This window comes from Bordetella sp. 02P26C-1, from assembly GCF_009763255.1.
Lineage (GTDB): Bacteria > Pseudomonadota > Gammaproteobacteria > Burkholderiales > Burkholderiaceae_B > Bordetella_A.
The window spans coordinates 423,480-441,255 of the sequence record NZ_WSJB01000022.1 but is presented as its reverse complement, the minus strand read 5'-3'; the positions used below and the strand labels follow the sequence as shown (position 1 = coordinate 441,255).

Genomic DNA, 17,776 nt, shown 5'->3' with positions numbered 1-17,776 from the left:
TCATGACCACACAGGTACCTGCAATCCAATGGACAAACACCGGGCTGGTTCTCCCGTCCGAGGCTGAAATTTTGGCCGGCGTACAGGCCGATCAGGACAGAGCTTTCGGCGGCGGACTGAATCACGACCTTGAGACGCCCCAGGGCCAGCTTGCGACCAGCGCGGCAGCCATCATCGCGGCCAAGAACAGCGAAATCGCCAACCTTGCGAATCAGGTTGATCCAGCCAACGCCGCCGGTCGAATGCAAGACGGCATTGGGCGCATCTACTTTATCGAGCGCAAGGCCGGCACCCCGACAGTGGTGATGGCCTCCTGCGGCGGGTTGGAGGGCACCGTGATCCCACTGGGCGCGCGCGCTCAGGACACGGATGGCAACCTGTACCTATGCACCCAGCCGGGCACGATCCCCGCGTCGGGCTGCATTGATCTGCCGTTCGCTTGCTCCGTGCATGGGCCAACGCCCTGCGCACCGGGCGCGTTGAACCAGATTTATCAGGCGCTTCCTGGCTGGGAGTCGATCACCAACGCCAACGCGGGCACCCCCGGCAGCGATGTTGAGTCGCGGGCAGACTTCGAAGTGCGCCGGCGCGAGTCGGTCGCCAAGAACGGGCAGAGTCTCGTCGGGTCGATCTACGCCAACATCATGAGCATTGACGGCGTGACCGATGCGTATGTGACCGAGAACCCGACTTCGGCCTCCGTCACGACCGGCGGCTATACGCTGCTGCCCAACTCGCTGTACGTGGCTGTTATTGGCGGGACTGCCGATGAGATTGCCCGCGCCATCTGGAAAAAGAAATCTCTGGGTTGCAACTACAACGGCACGACCAGCTACACCATTCAGGACATCGAGAACTACCAGCCCCCATACCCGGCGTACACCGTGAAATGGGTGACGCCATCGGCCCTGGCAGTCAAGTTCAATGTCCAGATCGCAAGCAACCCCATCATGCCTGCCGACATCATGCCGCGGGTGAAGCAAGCAATCATCAGCGCGTTCAACGGCGCCGACGGTGGTTCAAGGGTGCGGATCGGCTCGACCGTCTACGCGAGCCGGTTTTATGCGCCCATTTCCAACATCAGCGACGCGGTTTCGATCCTCTCGCTCACGCTGGGGTCGTCGACTCCGAGCGGTACCAGCCTGTTCATCCCCATCAACCGCCGCCCGGTCGTGTCCGAGGCTGACATCACGGTGACGATCGTATGAACGAGGTGACTCCAAACTACGGCGTCCCGATGAGGACGATCATCAGCCAGTACCGGAACAGTCCGACACTGGTGGCGCTCATCAACAGCCTGGACGAGAGCGTATGCCCTCGCGCCGACCTGGAGCAGTTCATCGAACTGGTCTGGGACGTGCAGACCGCGAACGACTTCGGGCTGGAGATTTGGGGTCGAATTGTCGGAATCGGCCGTTACCTGACAGTCCCGGGCGAGCAGGTGTACCTGGGTTTTGCAGAGGCATACACCTACGAGCTGGACGACCGAGGCACACAGCCGTTCGGCTTCGGCCCGTTCTATGACGGAATTGTGGTCACGCAAACTTTCCGGATGGACACCGAAGCCTACCGGATGCTGATCTTGGCCAAGGCTGCGGCGAACATCTCCGATGGCACAGCGCCCAGCCTAAACAACATTCTCCTGACGCTATTCGGCACCTATGGCCGCTGCTATGTGGCCGACTGGAGCCAGATGCGGATGGGCCTGGTGTTCGAGTTTCAGCTTGAGCCGTGGCAGAGGGCAATCATCAAACAGTCGGATCTGATCCCTAGGCCCGCAGGCGTCCTGATGTCCCTGGCCGAAGTCCCTGCGGACTCCACCTTTGGGTTTGCCGAAGCTGGCGTCACCAGCTCCCCTTTTAGCAATGGATCGTTTTTCCCTGGAGTAGTCGATGCTTCTCAGTAACCTACCGTCCGTGTCACCCACAGTTTTTGCAACTGGCGGCACCCGTAACACCATCCCCAACACGCCGCCCAGCACTGTTGGCCGCGCTTCGTTCCAACAGGGTTTCCCTGCCGCCACCATGACGCCGCTCGCGTCCGGCGGTGTGCCGCCCAGCGGGGCAGACTTCAACGGCATCCTGCACTTCCTAAGCGACGCAGTACGCTGGAACCAGGCAGGCGGAAGCTATCCATTCAACGCAGCCTTCGCCTCGGCCATCGGCGGCTATCCCAAGGGTGCGACGATCCTCTCGGCTGACGGCTATGGCCACTGGATGAGTACGGTCGATGGCAACGCTTCCAACCCAGATAACGGAGGCCCCGGCTGGGTCTATGTCGATCCCACCAACGCCAGTTTCGTTTCCCGGTCGGAGTTCAATGGCCCTGGCCGGCAATTGCTTGGTGTCTCGGGCTACCAGCGTCTCCCCGGTGGGTTGGTTCTTCAGTGGGGACGAGGCGTGACCTCCACTGATACCGATTACACCTACGTCTACTGGCCGATCGCTTGGCCAACCGCAGCGTTTCAGGTGGTGGTTGGGGAGCAAAACGCTATCGGCTGGCTGATGCCGCCCAAGCCGACGGTGTACGCCCCTGTGGATATCGATCTAGGCGTGGATCGTTTCCGCATCTACGGCTGCCGGATCAACGGCGCTGTGCAGATGATGGAGGCAGGTCTTGCGTTCCGCTGGATCGCCATTGGCCACTAAGATTGGAGCAGGCATGAGCACGATTCTTTACTCTCCCAGCACTGGCGCGTTCTACGACACTGCCTTTAATTCGCCCGCACAGATTCCCGGCGACGTAAAACAGATCAGCCACGAAACCCACGCGGAGCTAATTAACGCTCAGGGTGACGGTTATCAGATCGTGCCCGGAGAGGACGGGCTACCCACGCTGCAGGCCCCAAAGCCGCCAAGCGAGGCAGAGTTGCGCCGCCGCGCGCTGTTCGAGCGTGATGGATATTTGCGCACTGCCACGCTGCGCATGGAACCGTTGCAGGACGCCATTGACCTGGGCGAAGCCACCAAGGCTGAGAAAGACGCCATGGTCGAATGGAAGCGGTACCGACTGGCACTGAATCGCATCGAGCAGGTGGAGGGCTTCCCCACGGATTTTGAGTGGCCGCAACCTCCCCAGGCATAACCCAGTCGCTTTGCACGCCCGCAATCGCGGGCTTTTTTATTGGAGCCGCGATTCCGGCGCACTCGTCTATAGCGGTGTCCCCTGAGTCAGCACAGCAATTCTTCCACACGGACATACCCCGGCTCCTCCGCTGTCACGCCACTTTACGGTGGCGTTTTTTATTTTGGGGAACACATGACTGAACCTTCAAGCGTAGCGGCGTCTGTTGCGACCTATAGCGGTGTCGCAATAGCGGCCGCCATGCCTGGTGTCAACGGCGACGCACTGATTGGCGCGTTCGCGGGCGCCGTGGTCTTTGCGATCCACGCGAAAGACCTCTCCATCGGCAAACGCGTGGCATACCTGATCGTGTCGATCCTGGTGGGCTACTTGGCCGAGGACGAGGTGACCCGGTGGACGCACATTCAGAACTCGGCGCTGGCCGCTTTCGTCGCCTCGGCCTTCGTCGTCACCGCGGCGCTGTCTGGCATCGACTGGCTGCGCAAGTTAGACATCACGTCTTTCATCAAGAGGTGATCGTATGGAAATGGCTATCCCTGTACTCACCGTCGTCGCCCATCTTCTAGCGACCGGCCGGTTGATCTGCTATCGGCGCGGGTGCGCTCGATATCGACCGTTCATGTCCGTCCTGGCGTATCTGCTCATCGTCTTCAGTGGCGGGCAAGCGCTGGACATCATCTTCAATGCTGCCCCGGTTACGCCCTGGGATGCAGGCTTATCAGTGGTGATCGCTGCCTTGGTGTGGCGCTCGCGCGGCAATGTCTCGGCGCTGTTGAGAGGGAAATATGCGTGACTTCATCAACCGCCTGCTGAATATCCTGCCCGCATTGAGACGGCCCAAACCGCAAGAGGTGAAGGCGTCCGATCCTGTTGCGATAACGATGGGCTCGGAAGGGCTCGCGGTGCTCAAACACTATGAAGGATGCAAGCTGACCGCCTACAGGGACTCGGTAGGGGTCTGGACGATCGGCTACGGTCACACTGGGCCAGAGGTGCGTGCCGGCCTTGTCTGGACACAGCAGCAAGCCGAGGACGCGTTGCGCGACCGGCTGGCTCGGGAGTTTGTGCCCGGCGTTCTGAAGGTGATCAAGCGCAGCATGCGTCAGTGCGAGCTCGATGCGATGGTTGACCTTGCCTACAACATTGGCGTCGGGGCATTCCATGGCTCGACCCTGGTCCGCCTGGTCAATGCGGGCGACACCGTAGGCGCGGCGGATGAGTTCCTGCGCTGGGTGAATGCCGGCGGCAAGCCGCTGCTGGGCCTTCGTCGGAGACGCACTGCGGATAGGGCGTTGTTCCTTGGCGCGACTGCGCAGGAGGCGATCAAGACCGGGAGTGCCGTGACATGAGCTGGCTGCAAACTCTCATCAGCCGCGTCTGGCCCTATCTGGCCGCCATTGGCGCCGCATTCGCCGCGGCGCTGGCTATCCGACAATCAGGAAAGGCGGCGGGCAAGCAGGAGGCCCGTATCGATCAAATGGAGGCCGACAGTTCGGCCAGAGAGGAAGCACGTGAAGCAGCTGCTGAAATTGAGCGTCTGGATGATGTTGCTGTTCGTGATCGGGCTCGCGAGCGGATGCGCCGGGACCAAGCCCGGTAACTACTGCCAGATTGCGCAGCGGCCGTTTGAGTGGCGGTCTGATGAGGAAATTAACGCCACACCTATAAGGCCCCTGAGGTGGATCGAGACCGAGGCGGCGACGTGGAAAAAATTGTGCCCGCGGTAACGAACAACCAAGCACGCATGGCTGGCGTGCAAAGAGCCTTATGTTGCTTGCACCTGCTTAGCAATCCTGTTTTTTCAGCGGTGTGAACGCGCCAACCGAAATTGACTACGCGAAGCTGTATATGGCTGCGCTGGATTGGATAGAAGCGGCAAGGGGGGAGAACCTCAACGGGCGGCGTGAAAATTTTAATTTTCTGACGAAGGAAGGCGCGCGGACCTTCAAGATTCTATTTGTCACCGCAACGGCGCTCCTGTCATTTGCGCTAAAAAATTCTGCAGGGAGCGTAGACGTGATCAGGCTTGGTTCGATTGTTGTGGCTGCGCATTTATATCTGGTATGCGGGTACATGGTGCGCCGAGTTCTGGATGCCATTGCTGTGCCTGCGATCTATAACGAGCCTAAAAACCTGATGTATCGGGGACACTCCCGATGCGAACTGCAGATAGCAGAACTGGATGCTATCAAACGCCGGATTATCAAAGCAACGAAACTCAATCGGGAGCGAGCGAGGTTTGTTCGACGTGCGAGGGTTGCGGCAATGTGCAGCCCCTTAATATCGGGATGGCACCGCTTGTCGGCTATTGCCAAGGACTGACGTGGGCATAGCCTATTCGCCAAGCTCATCTTCCGGTTGGTTAAGAACAGGGATCCTTAGTGGTCGGCGGCTTAGACTTTTCAGATCCGCCGGCATCTTCTTGGTTCTTTGTGGCCATTACGCTTATCATGCCCCCATATATAGGCGCAACGTAACCTGGGCGGGCTTGGGAACCAAGTTCAGGTGGAGTGGTGGGCGGCAGGATAGACGGACTGTTTGCCAGTGCTGCAGCTCAGCTAAGCGGTTGGTGCGCAAGCCGCCGGCCGGTCGGTAGGTCTTGAGTTCTGCACGCTGGCTAGGCTAATCTATGTGGATGAAGACGACCAGCTCACCGACCTGATGGTGCACGCCTTTCGTTGGAATTATATTTGCTGTTCCTATAGGTTGCGGGCGTTATGAGCACAAGAGCTTCGTCAAGCAAGAAAATTGTGCGCCGCGAAGGCCTGTGTAAGCTGACAGGGCGTTATGGTAGGTATGTAAACGCACATATTTATCCGCGCGCATTGACCTTCATAGGAGAGGGTGGAGGTAAAGTTCTCGAAATGAGGGTGGGCGGTCGCGTAATTTCTAGGCCGCCGACTTGGTACGACAATCAGCTAGTAATCCGAGAGGGGGAGAATATCCTCGAGGAAATTGATACGAAGGGCATTGAATCGCTCCGAAGGAATATGCTCGTTTGGAGCGCGTTTTCAGTTGATATGCCTTTCGCGGGACACGAGTTACTGCCGTTGGGACCCGACTTCGGCTATCGGAGAATAGCGGTCGGGAGCGCAAATGAACTCCGCCTGTTTTTTATCAGTGTCGTATGGCGCGCGGCGGCTTCAGATCGCCCCGAGTTTGCAGATGTCAATTTGCCACCCTTTATAACTGAGGATCTGCGGTCTCGCGTTCTGGCATCCGATCCTGGGGAAGCGTTCGATTTTCCGATAATACTCGACCAGATCGTGAAGAGAGGCGTTCGACTAAATCGAACTCCCTTTGTTGAAGAACTTATGATTCCTACAGAAGCGGGGGAGATGGCTCCAGCTCCATGTGTTCGAATGTACTTCGACGGACTTGTGGCTAAATGCATATTAGGGAGGATGGACTCCCTCTGGTCTGCACCTAATCTTGTTTTGGGCGCCTGCCCTGAGACGTGGGTGGCTGCTCGCGAGTACGAGGGGTCGCGGACGGCCGAGGATGCCGACGAGGTGATGCTAGATAATTGGCGACGCGGTTACCGCACCCCTTAAAACCACACAAGATTGACTGCGATAGTGTCTACTCCGCGCGTGTGGCTATGTATTGTTCTGCCACGTATCGGTGCCATCAGTGTAGCCATTGGGATCCCGGCCCTGGCGCCCACGCGGCAAGTGGCCACCTTTCTTCGAATCCACCCGTTGTAACCACTCCCACCCTGACCGCGCCGAGTAGCTGCAGCTGCTGTAGGTCCCCTGTTGCCTTGCGCGCCCATTGCTCGATCATGAACTCTGCCGACGGCTCGTTCACATGGTCGCCAAGCTCCGGTGCAATGTCCGTGAGGTACAGGAGTGCGACTACCCGGTCCTCGAGTATGGAAGCCACGGCCCACTCGGCACCATCGTGGCTGTCTTGAAGGTATTCGGGGATAGGGTAAATCGCCATGGCGAAATGATAACCAGGATTTCACCTGCTGGCTTGGTGTAAGCGACTTTCACTTGGGGCGGGGGCGGATGCAGTATCGACGCACCCCCATTCAGCCGTGGGGGTGTTTCGAGCCGGGAGCAGAAACTCACGTCCTGATTGGGCGCCGGTATGGCCTAATTTTCAGTCGTCAGTACGGCGTAGCCGGATTTCCCAGCGTAGAACTGGAAGCGCATGTTGTGCGTCAACGCCCAATCTTGGGCCGTCTTTTCATAGTTTGGGCCAAAGATGGCGAGTAGCTGGTCGAGGCCCACGCGCGCGCTTCCACCATCCATATTCTCAGCGATCATGTCGAGTACGGTCGTGTCCATCGATGTCTCTCTGTGTGTAAGTGGTTGAGCTTGCAGCGGCGCTTGGTCAGATCATACGCACAAGAGGGATCACACAGCAATTGCCCTGACTGCCACCCAAAACCAGTGGCTATGCTTGCCATGCTTAGCCCGCTGCCGCTTGTAATAGATCCGGACGCGCCCGGCGTGGCCAGCCTCGATTTCCACCGCGTGCTCGCCATCCTCGGCTAGCTCGGGCGGGGGTAGGGTATGTGAGGCTTGGGCCACGAATTGGCCGGGCACGCGGGCGAGGATTCCATTGTATTCTTCCATGGATTCGGTCTACGACGCCGCCCGCAGCGGTGTCACGTTCCACTCCTTGCCTGAAGAGCAGCTTTCGAGGAATGCGGCCCAATGTTCCAGCGCCGACCGTCGCTCGGGGATATCGTCACGGACGTCATAGATTGCCTCCATCCCCTTGAGCTTGTGGTTCAGCGCGAGTTCCGATATCTCATTGCTGACGCCCAGGTTTCGCATGTGACCTTTCGCTGTGCTCCGGGTGTCGTGCGGGGTGAACCGGCGGACGTCCAGATCGCCTCGGGCGAATGCACGTTGGATCGCAGCCCATAAGGTCGTCGACCCGACGGGGGCGTCTCCGCCAAGGTTGCGCCGGCGGCGCTCCTGGCGCGCGGGCAGGACCCACTGCGACGTGCCGGCGAGCACCTTCAACTGCCGGAACCACTCAGCTACAGTTGGCGTCAAGGGCACAGTAAAGCCCCTACGCACCTTTACATTTTCCTCGGGCACCCACCATGTTCCGCGCTCCAGATCGACATGCTCCCATCGAGCCTTCGCCAGTTCGACAGAACGCACGCAGGTGGCAAACAGGATACGCAGGGCTAGCGCATTTTCGGTCCCCAAGTCCTCTACATTCGTCAGCACGGTCCGCAATTCCTGCTCAGTTAGCATCACCCGACGCTTGATCGGCGGACGCGGCCCCATGAGCGCGACCAGATCCACGCCGTCCGCAGGGTTAACGTTGACCAGACGAAGGCCGCATGCGTGCGCAAATAATTGCCGCGCCGTCGTCAACACCCGCTTGGTGATCGTCCAAGAACGCTTGGCACCAAGGAGCGCGTGCACCACATCTGACGCCGCTACGTCTTCGACGGGCAGGGCGCCCAGCTTCGGTATCACTATCTTATCCAAATCCCAGTTGCGGTACCGCACCGTGGCGGGGGCGAGGCCAGTCAGTTTCTTAAGCCTGAAATCCTCCGCCAGCTGGCGAACCGTCGTGATCTTCTGGTCTCGGGCCCGGGCGCGCTTTTTCTCCACTGCCGGATCTTGGCCTCGGTCGATGGCGGCGCGCAGTTCTCGCGCAGCCTTCCTTGCGGCGGCTAACGAGATATCTGGGTAATTTCCTATCGTCACCTCTTTCTGCGGACCACCTTTGCGGTAACGCAGCACCCACGTTGCCGTACCCGCGGCCGACAGGGTGAAGGTAAGGCCATCGCCGTCGCTGCGCGCGAGCTTTTCGCCGGCGCTTATCCAGCGGCGGAGCTGGAGGTCATCCAATAGATTCTTGCCACGCTTGGCCACACATCTCTCCCAAAATGAGTAGCTAGCCACTCTAGCTACTCATCTAGCTACTCATTTACCTGTCGCTTGCAAGGTACTACAAGAATCGCCAGGAAACAAAAAGCCCGCATTTACGCGGGCTAGCGGGCAGGTCTTGGATCGTAAGGAAACAGCAAAGCACCCCTATTAAGCTTGCAGGTGGCTAACTTCATTCGTGCATTCTTCTTTTATCCGCGAATTGGCGTGATGTCTGACGCAGTGGGTCGACGGGCGACTCGATGGCCAGACGCCGCTCCGTCATGGATACGGTGGACCAAGTGAAGAGGGGATGATACCCCGCAAGACAGAATCATTCTCGGTCTCAGGCCAGGAACCCCGCCTAAGCCAAAAAACGAAGTTAGCCAGCGTCCTTTGCGTCGTCGCAGAGTCGGGGAATTCCCTAGGCCTGCAAGGCGTCGCCCGGCCCCAAAACCAATCAGGTTAACGCTTTGCGGCAGGCTTCCAATAAAGGCAACGATGTCTGAGAAATATTGATATGGATTGAACGCTCTTCGCCTACCTAGAATACCTGGCGACTCGCTCCACGTCGGGTGGTAGGGCAATTCGGGTGGCCGTCAGGAGGTTCTTCTGCCGCGCCTCGACTAGAAAAAAGGAAAACAATGCTTTCGTACGCATTGCGACGGCTTCTGATGACTTTTCCGGTCATGCTGGTCGTTGCGCTATTTGTGTTCGGCTTGCTGGACTTGGCACCAGGTGACCCTGCTGCCTTGCTGGCGGGAGAAGATGCGACGCCAGAAGACATTCTGCGCATCCGAGCCACATTGGGCTTAGATCAACCGTTCATGCAACGCTTTGGCGTCTGGAGCTGGAACGTGCTGCACGGAGATTTGGGCGTCTCCTTGTTCACCGGTCAGCCGGTGCAACACATGATCAGCCAGCGGCTTGCGCCGACGTTCTCGCTGATGGTGATGACCTTGATCGTTTCCGTTGTCATCGCTATTCCGATCGGCGCCTTGGCGGCATGGAAGCACAACCGCCTGCAGGATCGCACCATCATGGTCCTGGCAGTGTTCAGTTTCTCCGTGCCTTCGTTTGCCGTGGGTTACTTGCTGGCCTGGTATTTCGGACTGCAGCTGCGATGGTTCCCTGTGCAGGGCTATGTTCCGCTATCGCAAGGATTCTGGGCCTCCATACACACTTTGGTCTTACCGGCGTTAGCGTTAGGTAGTGTTTATGTCGCTTTGATCACTCGAATCACGCGCGCCACGCTGTTGGAAACCTTGAGCCAAGACTATGTTCGCACCGCTCGTGCGAAAGGGGTGAACAATCGCGGGCTGCTCTTTCGCCATGCATTGAAGAATGCCGCCGTCCCCATCGTCACGGTTATCGGCAGTGGGGTGGCGTTATTGATCAGCGGCACGGTGGTGATCGAAACCGTGTTTTCTATCCCAGGGCTGGGGCGACTGGTGGTCGACGCTATTCTGCGGCGCGACTACCCGATCATCCAGGGCGTCATTTTGCTCTTCAGTTTTATGTACGTATTGGTCAACCTGCTGGTCGACCTGCTGTATCGCGCCTTCGATCCGAGGATCAAGTACTAATGAATACGTTAATCGGTTTCTTGAAGCGGCATCCGACCACAGCCGTTGGTGGTCTGCTGCTATTAGGGCTCTTTTTCATCGCGATTTTTGCGCCTTATCTGGCGACGGTAGATCCCACGGCGCTATCACCCATTCATCGCACCAGGGCGCCCAGTGCACAGTTCTGGTTCGGCACCGATTTGCTGGGGCGTGATGTGTACTCTCGCGTGATCTATGGCGCGCGCATATCGTTGTTCGTCGGATTCACGGTCGCGGCGCTATCAACTTTGATTGGTGTCGTCATTGGCTTGGCAGCGGGATTCGTACGGTGGGTCGATGCCGTGGTGATGCGGATCATGGACGGACTCATGTCCATCCCTACCATTCTGTTGGCGATTGCCTTGATCGCGCTCACCCGCGCGTCGTTGCAGAACGTGATCATCGCGATCACGATCGCGGAAGTCCCGCGTGTCGTACGGTTAGTGCGGGGATTGGTGCTGTCGTTGCGTGAGCAGCCTTACGTAGAGGCTGCGGTAGCCGCCGGAGCGAGCCGGCTGCGTATCGTGTCGCGCCATATCTTTCCGAACACCTTGGCGGCGTTGATGGTGCAGGCGACCTATATCTGCGGCGTGGCTATTTTGGCTGAAGCCAGTCTGTCGTTTATTGGCGCGGGCGTCCCGCCTTCGCTTCCTTCGTGGGGCAACATCATGGCTGAGGGCCGTGCGCTGTGGCAGATCAAGCCGCACTTGATCGCTTTCCCAGCGATATTCCTTTCAATCACGATCCTCGCTATCAACATGCTGGGCGACGGACTGCGTGACGCGGTCGATCCGCGCATGGCCAAAAGGATTTGACGATGGATGCACGTACCTCAAAAAACCGACGCGTCCTCGAAGTCGAGGGCTTGTCGGTCGCCTTCGGCTCTGGCGAAAACACCTTCCGCGCCGTTAAGTCGCTCGACTTGCACGTGGATCGTGGCGAAACCTTGGCTATCGTGGGCGAATCCGGCTCCGGAAAGTCGGTCACGTCCTTGGCAGTGATGCGCTTGGTGGAGTTTGGTGGCGGGCGCATCGAAAGCGGTCGCATAACGCTTCATCGTGCTTCGGGCGAGGCCGTGGATATCGTGGCTGCGTCGGAAGACAGTATGCGGGCCATGCGGGGCAATGATCTTGGCATGATTTTCCAGGAGCCCATGACCTCGTTGAATCCCGTGTTCACGGTAGGGGCGCAGATCATAGAAGCCATACGACTGCATCAGCCAGGCGATGTGGCGACGGCTCGTGCGCAAGCCATCCGGATTTTGGATCAGGTTCGAATCCCAGGTGCCAGCGCCATGTTGGGCCGCTATCCCCATGAGTTGTCTGGGGGCATGCGCCAACGCGTCATGATCGCCATGGCATTGTCATGCAAGCCCACCTTGTTGATCGCGGATGAACCCACTACCGCGCTGGACGTCACGATTCAGGCGCAGATCCTGCAGCTTATTCGTGAGTTGCAGCACGAAATGGACATGGGGGTCATTTTTATTACCCACGATATGGGCGTTGTCGCGGAAGTCGCCGACAGGGTGATGGTGATGCGCAAGGGGGATGTGGTCGAGAACAATGATGTCCATGGCTTGTTCAAGGCCCCAAAGCATCCTTATACGAAAGCGCTGATGGCTGCGGTGCCGCGTCTGGGCGCGATGCGAGGAACCACCTTGCCCGCGCGGTTTCCGCTGTTGTCGGATACCGAACAGAAAGAGCCGCCGCCTGCAGTGGCGGCCAAACCAGACGTCGTGCTAAGTGTGCGCGACCTCACGACTAGGTTCGACGTGCGGGGCGGGATGTTCGCACGCGTCAAGAAACGCGTTCATGCTGTGGAACAGGTGAGCTTCGATCTGCACGCGGGTGAGACGCTGGCATTGGTGGGTGAGTCAGGTTGCGGCAAAACATCCACCGGTCGGTCGTTATTGCGTTTGGCCAAAACCACGCGAGGCACGATTGTTTTTGAGGGCAGAGCAGTCAATCCCGACGATGCCGCTGGGCTGCGGCTGCTACGCCGACATATGCAGTTCGTATTCCAGGATCCTTTTGCGTCCTTGAATCCGCGCATGCGTGTGGGCGATTGCGTGAAAGAGCCGATGATCATCCAGGGCCTATACCATGGGGCCGAGGCAGACCGTCGCGCGGCCGAGCTGTTCGAGCGGGTGGGGCTGGATGCGTCGATGCTACGCCGCTGGCCGCACGAATTCTCGGGTGGCCAACGGCAGCGCATTTGTATCGCTCGCGCATTGTCGGTGAACCCTAAGGTATTGATTGCTGACGAATCCGTGTCCGCATTGGATGTCTCTATCCAGGCGCAGATTGTGAATCTGCTCATTGATCTGCAGCGCGACCTCGGGATCAGCCTGCTGTTTATCTCCCATGACATGGCTGTGGTGGAACGCATCAGCCATCGCGTTGCCGTCATGTATTTGGGCCAGATCGTCGAGATCGGCCCCCGTCAGGCCATATTCGAGAATCCTCAGCATGCGTATACCCGCAAGCTGATGCAGGCGGTGCCTATCGCCGATCCTGGCGCACGTCGCGGCGGCAGCCTGGAATTAACCGAGTTGCCGAGCCCGGTGCGTGCCGTGGGCGACGAGCCCGAGGTGCTGCCCCTTGTACAGGTCGGCGAAGGTCATTTTGTTGCGAGGCACCGTATTGGCGGTGCGTACTGAGCGTTTGTCCTTTTGTTCTGGAGATCGAAATGGATCGTAGAAGTTTCCTCTTGGCCTCTTCGGCCTCGGCGTTTGCGTGGGCAATGCCTGGTATGTCATTCGCACAATCGGGCAAGCCCATTTTCCGGTGGGTGCCGCAAGCGGACCTGACCTTGCTGGACCCGGTGTTCACGACGGCAGCAGTCACACAACAGCATGGCCAATTGGTCTTCGACACCTTGTATGGCCTGGACAACGACTACCAGCCCAGCCCGCAAATGGTGGCCAGTCACGTCAGCGAGAACGACGGTTTGCTATGGCGGCTTACGCTGCGTGACGGCTTGGTGTTTCACGATGGATCACCGGTTCGTGCGCAGGATGCCGTAGCCAGTATCCTGCGTTGGGCCAAGAAAGATCTGATGGGAAGGTCCTTGATGCAGTCGACGGAATCGTTGAAGGCGTTGGACGACAAGACGATCGAATTCAAGCTGAGCAAACCCTTTCCCCTCATTCTGAATGCGCTCGGACGTCAATCGGGCAATATGGCTTGCATCATGCCGGAGCGTTTGGCGCAAACGTCCGAAACGGCAGCCATCAAGGAGGTGGTGGGGAGCGGCCCCTTCAAGTTCGTGCCCGAAAAATGGATGTCTGGCTCGCGCGTGGTCTACGAAAAATTCGCTGGCTATGTACCACGCGAGGATGATCGCAAGCCGGAGTTCACAGCGGGGCCCAAGGTGGCACACGTGAACGAAGTCCATTGGCACATCATTCCTGATCGAGCCACGGCGATTGCCGCGCTGCAGGCGGGCGAAGTCGATGGTGTCGAGATGGTCGACAACGATTTTCTGCCCATTCTGACGGCGGACCCCAACATCCATCTGGTCAAGCGCAGTCTGCCCACCATTGGCGTCATGCGTCTGAACCACTTGCACGCGCCCTTCGACAATCCTGCGATTCGCCGAGCCGTACTCAGTGCGGTGAACCAAACCGAGTACATGACGGCCATGAACGGCGCTGATTTTCCAGAATACTGGAGCGACAAATGCGGCGTTTTTGTGCCGGGCTCGCCCATGGACAGCGATGCCGGCATGGAAAAGCTCACTGGCAAGCGGGATATCGCTGGCGCTCGCGACGCAATCAAGGCGGCCGGTTATAAGGGTGAAAAAGTCGTGCTGCTGGATCCGGTGGATTTCCCCACCTGGCATGCCGCGGCGCTGGTGACTGCCGATCTGTTCAAACGGCTGGGGTTCAACGTCGACGTGCAGACGATGGATTGGGGCACGGCTGTGCAGCGCCGCAATAACCAGGATCCCCCTGACGCGGGCGGTTGGAGCGTCGCCTTCACGGGCAACACAGGTCCGAATAACCTGGATCCTGCAGGTCATCTGGCGCTGCGCGGCAATGGCAAACAAGCCTGGTTCGGGTGGCCGACCAGCGAACGCATCGAAAAACTGCGGCTGGATTGGTTTAATGCGCCGGACTTGGAAACGCAAAAGCAGATATGCCGCGAGATTCAGTTGCAGGTGTTTGAGGACGTGCCCTACATCCCGCTAGGCGCGAGCTATCCCGTAAGCGCGTTGCGCAAGGAATGGAAAGACTTCCAGCCTCAGATGTCCTTGTTCTACACCGTGCGCAACAGCTAGGGACAAGGAGGTCCATATGCGTAGCAATACACCGAAAGTGGCTGTACTAGGCTTTCATCTGGAGGCCAACGCTTTTTCTCCGCTTTCGGTAGAAGAAGACTTTCGCGCCCAATGTTGGGAAGAGGGTGACGTGATTACCGAACTGGCACGCGGCGTGAGCCGTTTGCCGAGTGAAGTGACGGGATTCTATGCCCGAATGGATGAGCTCGGGCCATGGCGGCCTGCGCCGTTGATCGTGGTCGGCGCGCCGCCGGGAGGACCTGCCTCTGTGGAGGTATGGTCCACTTTCCTGGCCGAGGTTGAACGGCGCCTGCGGGCCGCCATGCCAGTGGACGCCGTGTATGTGGCCAATCATGGCGCCTCGTCGGCGGATGGCGTAGACGATACCGAAGGCGTTTTGGCACAACGTCTACGCGAGATGGTAGGGCCAGACGTGCCCATCGTTGCGACGCATGACCTTCACTGCAATGTGTCAGAGCAAACGGTAGAAGCGCTGGACGCGATGATCGCTTACCGAACCAATCCGCATGTCGATCAGCGTGAGCGTGCTGCTGACGCAGCCGACCTGATTCTCGAGATGTTGGACGGAACGCGCATGGAAACGGCCTACATACGGCTTCCGTTGACGCCTCCCTCGGTCACGTTGTCGACAGCCAGCGGTCCCTACGCCGATATGGTCACGATGGGTACGAGTTTGATCGACAAGCGCGGTGAGGGGCCCATCGCCAACGTTTCTGTTTGCGCTGGCTTCGTGTTTTCCGACCTGCCTAAATGCGGCGTCACTGTCACCGTTACGTCACGCGGGGACCTGCATGCCGCACGCCGGGCGGCGCTTCGTGTGGCACGTGCAGGTTGGTCAGACCGGTGGCGTTACGTGGCCAACACCATCGATGTTGAGCGCGCCGTGGCTCTGGCGCGCGAGGCGTCTGAGCCGCTGTTGTTCGCCGATGTCGCAGACAATCCCGGAGGCGGGGGCCGAGGCAACACCTCCTGGCTGTTGAAGGCCTTCGACGAGGCACGTATCCCCAATGTGGTCCTTGGGGTTTTCGTCGATCCGCTCCTGGTCGCCGAAGCGGGCGCGTTGGGCGTCGGCGCGGAGTTTGACGCGGTGTTCAACCGTGAGGAAAGTGCTTATTCGAGGCGCTATACGTCGCGCGCCCGAGTGTTGAAACTGACGGACGGCGAGGGCATGGGCAGGCGCGGCATCCTGCGAGGGCGGCGGTTTTCATTGGGGCCCACCTGTCTTTTGCAGTTGGTCGAATCAGGGATGCTTGTGGTGGTAGGCTCCCTGCGGCGTCAGCTTGCCGAGCCAGCGATCCTGGAGATGCATGGCATAGACATCGCGCAAGCGGGTCATGTGATCGTCAAAAGCCGTGGACACTATCGAGCCGGATTTGATGAGTTCTTCCCGAACGAACGCATCCATGACGTCGATAGTCCCGGATTAACGACGCCCAATTTGAAACAGGTCGCCTTCAAGCGTCTGCCGCGTCCAGTATGGCCATTGGATGATGACGCCGTCTGGCATGAGCCTGCGTGGGCAGCAGATGTGATGGCCTAGCGATTCGTATCGCTTTGGATAGCGGCCATCTGCCATGCAGGATGGTTATAGGCCGCCTCCATGTGTTCGCGCAGCAAATTCAAGAAGCGGACCACGCTCACGGGCAGATGGCGGTCAGCCATGGTTTGAATATGGCAATTGCGTTGGTGCAGGCTGGGGTTAGATAACGGAACGGCGACAAGCTCGCCCCGTTCCGTGAGTCCCCGGACCGTCAGGTCACTGGAAAAGCCAATCGCCCCGCCGTCCATACAGCTGGTGTGTATGCCTTCTTGGTTGTTGCAGGTGAGCGCCACATTAAGCTTGATATTCTCATGCATGCAGCAGAGTTCGACCATAAAGCGTATGGTGCTTCCCGGCCCCATCAGCGCCACGGGGTAGTCCTTTATGTCGCTCAGTGACAGGACTTTGTGCTGCGCCAGGGGGTGAGAAGGGGACATGATGGCGAAGACGGGCATTTTTCGGGCGTATTGGACCGTGACCCCTTGCGGGGGCGAAAGGTTATAGCTGACACCGATATCGTCTTCGCCCTCGCGCACACGGCGATTGACCTCCAATGATTGCAGGCAGGTCAGCTCAAAACGCAGGGAGGGTTCGATGGAGAGTGACCGGGCAATGACCCGAGGTAGTAGTTCGCGGCCGAATGCCTGGTTGGCGGAAATTCGGATGAGCTTCTGCCCGACTTTGTTAAGTTCACGGATTTCTGCCCGGGCACGTTCCGACTCCAGGGTTGCACGGCGCGCGTAGGCTTTGAGCAGTTGCCCTGCCTCTGTCAACACCATGCCGCGAGCATGGCGCTCGAACAACAGCGTCTGGTGTTCTTCTTCCAGTTTACGGATCATGCGGCTGACAGCGGAGGGCGCGACATGCAAGGTCTGCGCCGCCCGTGTCAGTGAACCAGTATCTACGACTTCCAAGAAATACTGTAAAGCGGTGTTTAGCATGAGCTCGGGGCCAACAGCAGGGGGCGATCAATTGGTCAGGGCCTAATACTACTTCGACTGCATCAACCGCCGGTCGCGAGCTTCATCGCATTGGCGCAGCATCGCTCCATCGGGAGGCTCTCAGCTCTGCATTCGCGTCCGCGAACTGAGCCGTGAGTGGGTCGGAATACAGCTGTCCGAATTGCTCCAAGGGTACCGTACGGGTGATGCTCCTGTTGCCGATCCAAACCGTCACACCCGCGTATGCCGAATCGTCGCGAGCACTCTGAGTTTGATGGGCATGTACGTCCTCCGGCTGTTCGGACGTCGAGGGCTCATTTTGGTGAGGGCCGTTAGCTGAGGTATTCAAGGTGGTCATGCTGTCTCCTGATAGCATGGGCGCTGCACGACGCGATTGCACCCAATGCCGCATTGAGTGGGAGGAAACCGGTAGTGGTTCCCTTTTGTTGCAATTTC

General features: G+C 58.8%; 19 protein-coding genes. 14 read left to right on the top strand and 5 right to left on the bottom strand.

Features of this window, described 5'->3' with window-relative positions; all coding sequences use genetic code 11:
* Positions 1 to 2: 2 nt before the first annotated feature.
* The 9 genes from GOQ28_RS14665 (at position 3) to GOQ28_RS14625 (ending at position 5,406) form a co-directional block, all read left to right on the top strand.
* The gene (locus tag GOQ28_RS14665) at positions 3 to 1,208 is read left to right on the top strand and encodes a baseplate J/gp47 family protein (RefSeq protein WP_160356967.1); all 1,206 of its coding nucleotides are present in this window, start codon (positions 3 to 5) and stop codon (positions 1,206 to 1,208) included.
* Positions 1,205 to 1,906, top strand: a complete 702-nt coding sequence (locus GOQ28_RS14660) for a DUF2612 domain-containing protein (protein WP_160356966.1) — start codon at positions 1,205 to 1,207, stop codon at positions 1,904 to 1,906. Before GOQ28_RS14665 ends, GOQ28_RS14660 begins: the two co-directional genes overlap by 4 nt.
* Positions 1,893 to 2,648 (top strand): gp53-like domain-containing protein, encoded by a 756-nt coding sequence (locus GOQ28_RS14655; protein WP_160356965.1) that lies wholly within the window; start codon positions 1,893 to 1,895, stop codon positions 2,646 to 2,648. Before GOQ28_RS14660 ends, GOQ28_RS14655 begins: the two co-directional genes overlap by 14 nt.
* 13 nt (positions 2,649 to 2,661) lie before the next feature.
* On the top strand, positions 2,662 to 3,084 hold the full coding sequence (locus GOQ28_RS14650) for a tail fiber assembly protein (RefSeq protein WP_160356964.1): 423 nt from the start codon (positions 2,662 to 2,664) through the stop codon (positions 3,082 to 3,084).
* A 174-nt stretch (positions 3,085 to 3,258) separates the two neighbouring features.
* Entirely contained in the window at positions 3,259 to 3,600 is a 342-nt protein-coding gene (locus GOQ28_RS14645) for a putative holin (RefSeq protein ID WP_160356963.1), read from the top strand.
* Positions 3,601 to 3,604: 4 nt separating this feature from the next.
* Positions 3,605 to 3,877: a phage holin family protein gene (locus tag GOQ28_RS14640; RefSeq protein WP_336603784.1), complete on the top strand. Its 273-nt coding sequence runs from the start codon at positions 3,605 to 3,607 to the stop codon at positions 3,875 to 3,877.
* Positions 3,870 to 4,433, top strand: coding sequence for a lysozyme (locus GOQ28_RS14635; protein WP_202109726.1), 564 nt, complete (start codon positions 3,870 to 3,872; stop codon positions 4,431 to 4,433). The genes GOQ28_RS14640 and GOQ28_RS14635 overlap by 8 nt, the downstream gene beginning before the upstream one ends.
* Complete coding sequence (locus GOQ28_RS14630; RefSeq protein ID WP_160356961.1) at positions 4,430 to 4,684, top strand: hypothetical protein; 255 nt, start codon at positions 4,430 to 4,432, stop codon at positions 4,682 to 4,684. Before GOQ28_RS14635 ends, GOQ28_RS14630 begins: the two co-directional genes overlap by 4 nt.
* 248 nt (positions 4,685 to 4,932) lie before the next feature.
* Positions 4,933 to 5,406: a hypothetical protein gene (locus tag GOQ28_RS14625; RefSeq protein WP_160356960.1), complete on the top strand. Its 474-nt coding sequence runs from the start codon at positions 4,933 to 4,935 to the stop codon at positions 5,404 to 5,406.
* 1,308 nt (positions 5,407 to 6,714) lie between these two features.
* On the opposite strand, the gene GOQ28_RS14620 is transcribed toward GOQ28_RS14625, so the two are convergent.
* The 4 genes from GOQ28_RS14620 to GOQ28_RS14605 all read right to left on the bottom strand — a co-directional run bounded on the left by GOQ28_RS14620 (position 6,715) and on the right by GOQ28_RS14605 (position 8,936).
* Positions 6,715 to 7,029, bottom strand: a complete 315-nt coding sequence (locus GOQ28_RS14620; protein WP_160356959.1) for a hypothetical protein — start codon at positions 7,027 to 7,029, stop codon at positions 6,715 to 6,717.
* Positions 7,030 to 7,184: 155 nt separating this feature from the next.
* Positions 7,185 to 7,379, bottom strand: a complete 195-nt coding sequence (locus GOQ28_RS14615; RefSeq protein WP_160356958.1) for a hypothetical protein — start codon at positions 7,377 to 7,379, stop codon at positions 7,185 to 7,187.
* Between the two features lie 69 nt (positions 7,380 to 7,448).
* The gene (locus tag GOQ28_RS14610; protein WP_160356957.1) at positions 7,449 to 7,670 is read right to left on the bottom strand and encodes a hypothetical protein; all 222 of its coding nucleotides are present in this window, start codon (positions 7,668 to 7,670) and stop codon (positions 7,449 to 7,451) included.
* Positions 7,671 to 7,679: 9 nt separating this feature from the next.
* Positions 7,680 to 8,936, bottom strand: a complete 1,257-nt coding sequence (locus GOQ28_RS14605) for an integrase arm-type DNA-binding domain-containing protein (RefSeq protein WP_160356956.1) — start codon at positions 8,934 to 8,936, stop codon at positions 7,680 to 7,682.
* A 638-nt stretch (positions 8,937 to 9,574) separates the two neighbouring features.
* Here GOQ28_RS14605 and GOQ28_RS14600 point away from each other — a divergent pair.
* From GOQ28_RS14600 to GOQ28_RS14580, 5 genes are read left to right on the top strand one after another with little or no spacing between them, the layout of a single operon-like run.
* Entirely contained in the window at positions 9,575 to 10,516 is a 942-nt protein-coding gene (locus tag GOQ28_RS14600; protein WP_160351408.1) for an ABC transporter permease, read from the top strand.
* On the top strand, positions 10,516 to 11,349 hold the full coding sequence (locus GOQ28_RS14595) for an ABC transporter permease (protein WP_160351407.1): 834 nt from the start codon (positions 10,516 to 10,518) through the stop codon (positions 11,347 to 11,349). The genes GOQ28_RS14600 and GOQ28_RS14595 overlap by 1 nt, the downstream gene beginning before the upstream one ends.
* Before the next feature lie 2 nt (positions 11,350 to 11,351).
* Positions 11,352 to 13,196, top strand: a complete 1,845-nt coding sequence (locus GOQ28_RS14590) for a dipeptide ABC transporter ATP-binding protein (protein ID WP_160356955.1) — start codon at positions 11,352 to 11,354, stop codon at positions 13,194 to 13,196.
* A gap of 29 nt (positions 13,197 to 13,225) precedes the next feature.
* Positions 13,226 to 14,818 (top strand): ABC transporter substrate-binding protein, encoded by a 1,593-nt coding sequence (locus tag GOQ28_RS14585; protein ID WP_160356954.1) that lies wholly within the window; start codon positions 13,226 to 13,228, stop codon positions 14,816 to 14,818.
* Between the two features lie 16 nt (positions 14,819 to 14,834).
* Entirely contained in the window at positions 14,835 to 16,379 is a 1,545-nt protein-coding gene (locus tag GOQ28_RS14580) for a M81 family metallopeptidase (protein WP_160356953.1), read from the top strand.
* Here the strand turns inward: GOQ28_RS14580 and GOQ28_RS14575 are convergent.
* Positions 16,376 to 17,320 carry a LysR family transcriptional regulator gene (locus GOQ28_RS14575; protein WP_160351403.1) on the bottom strand — a complete coding sequence of 315 codons (945 nt, stop codon included), beginning with the start codon at positions 17,318 to 17,320 and terminating at the stop codon, positions 16,376 to 16,378. The genes GOQ28_RS14580 and GOQ28_RS14575 overlap by 4 nt on opposite strands.
* Between the last annotated feature and the right edge of the window lie 456 nt (positions 17,321 to 17,776).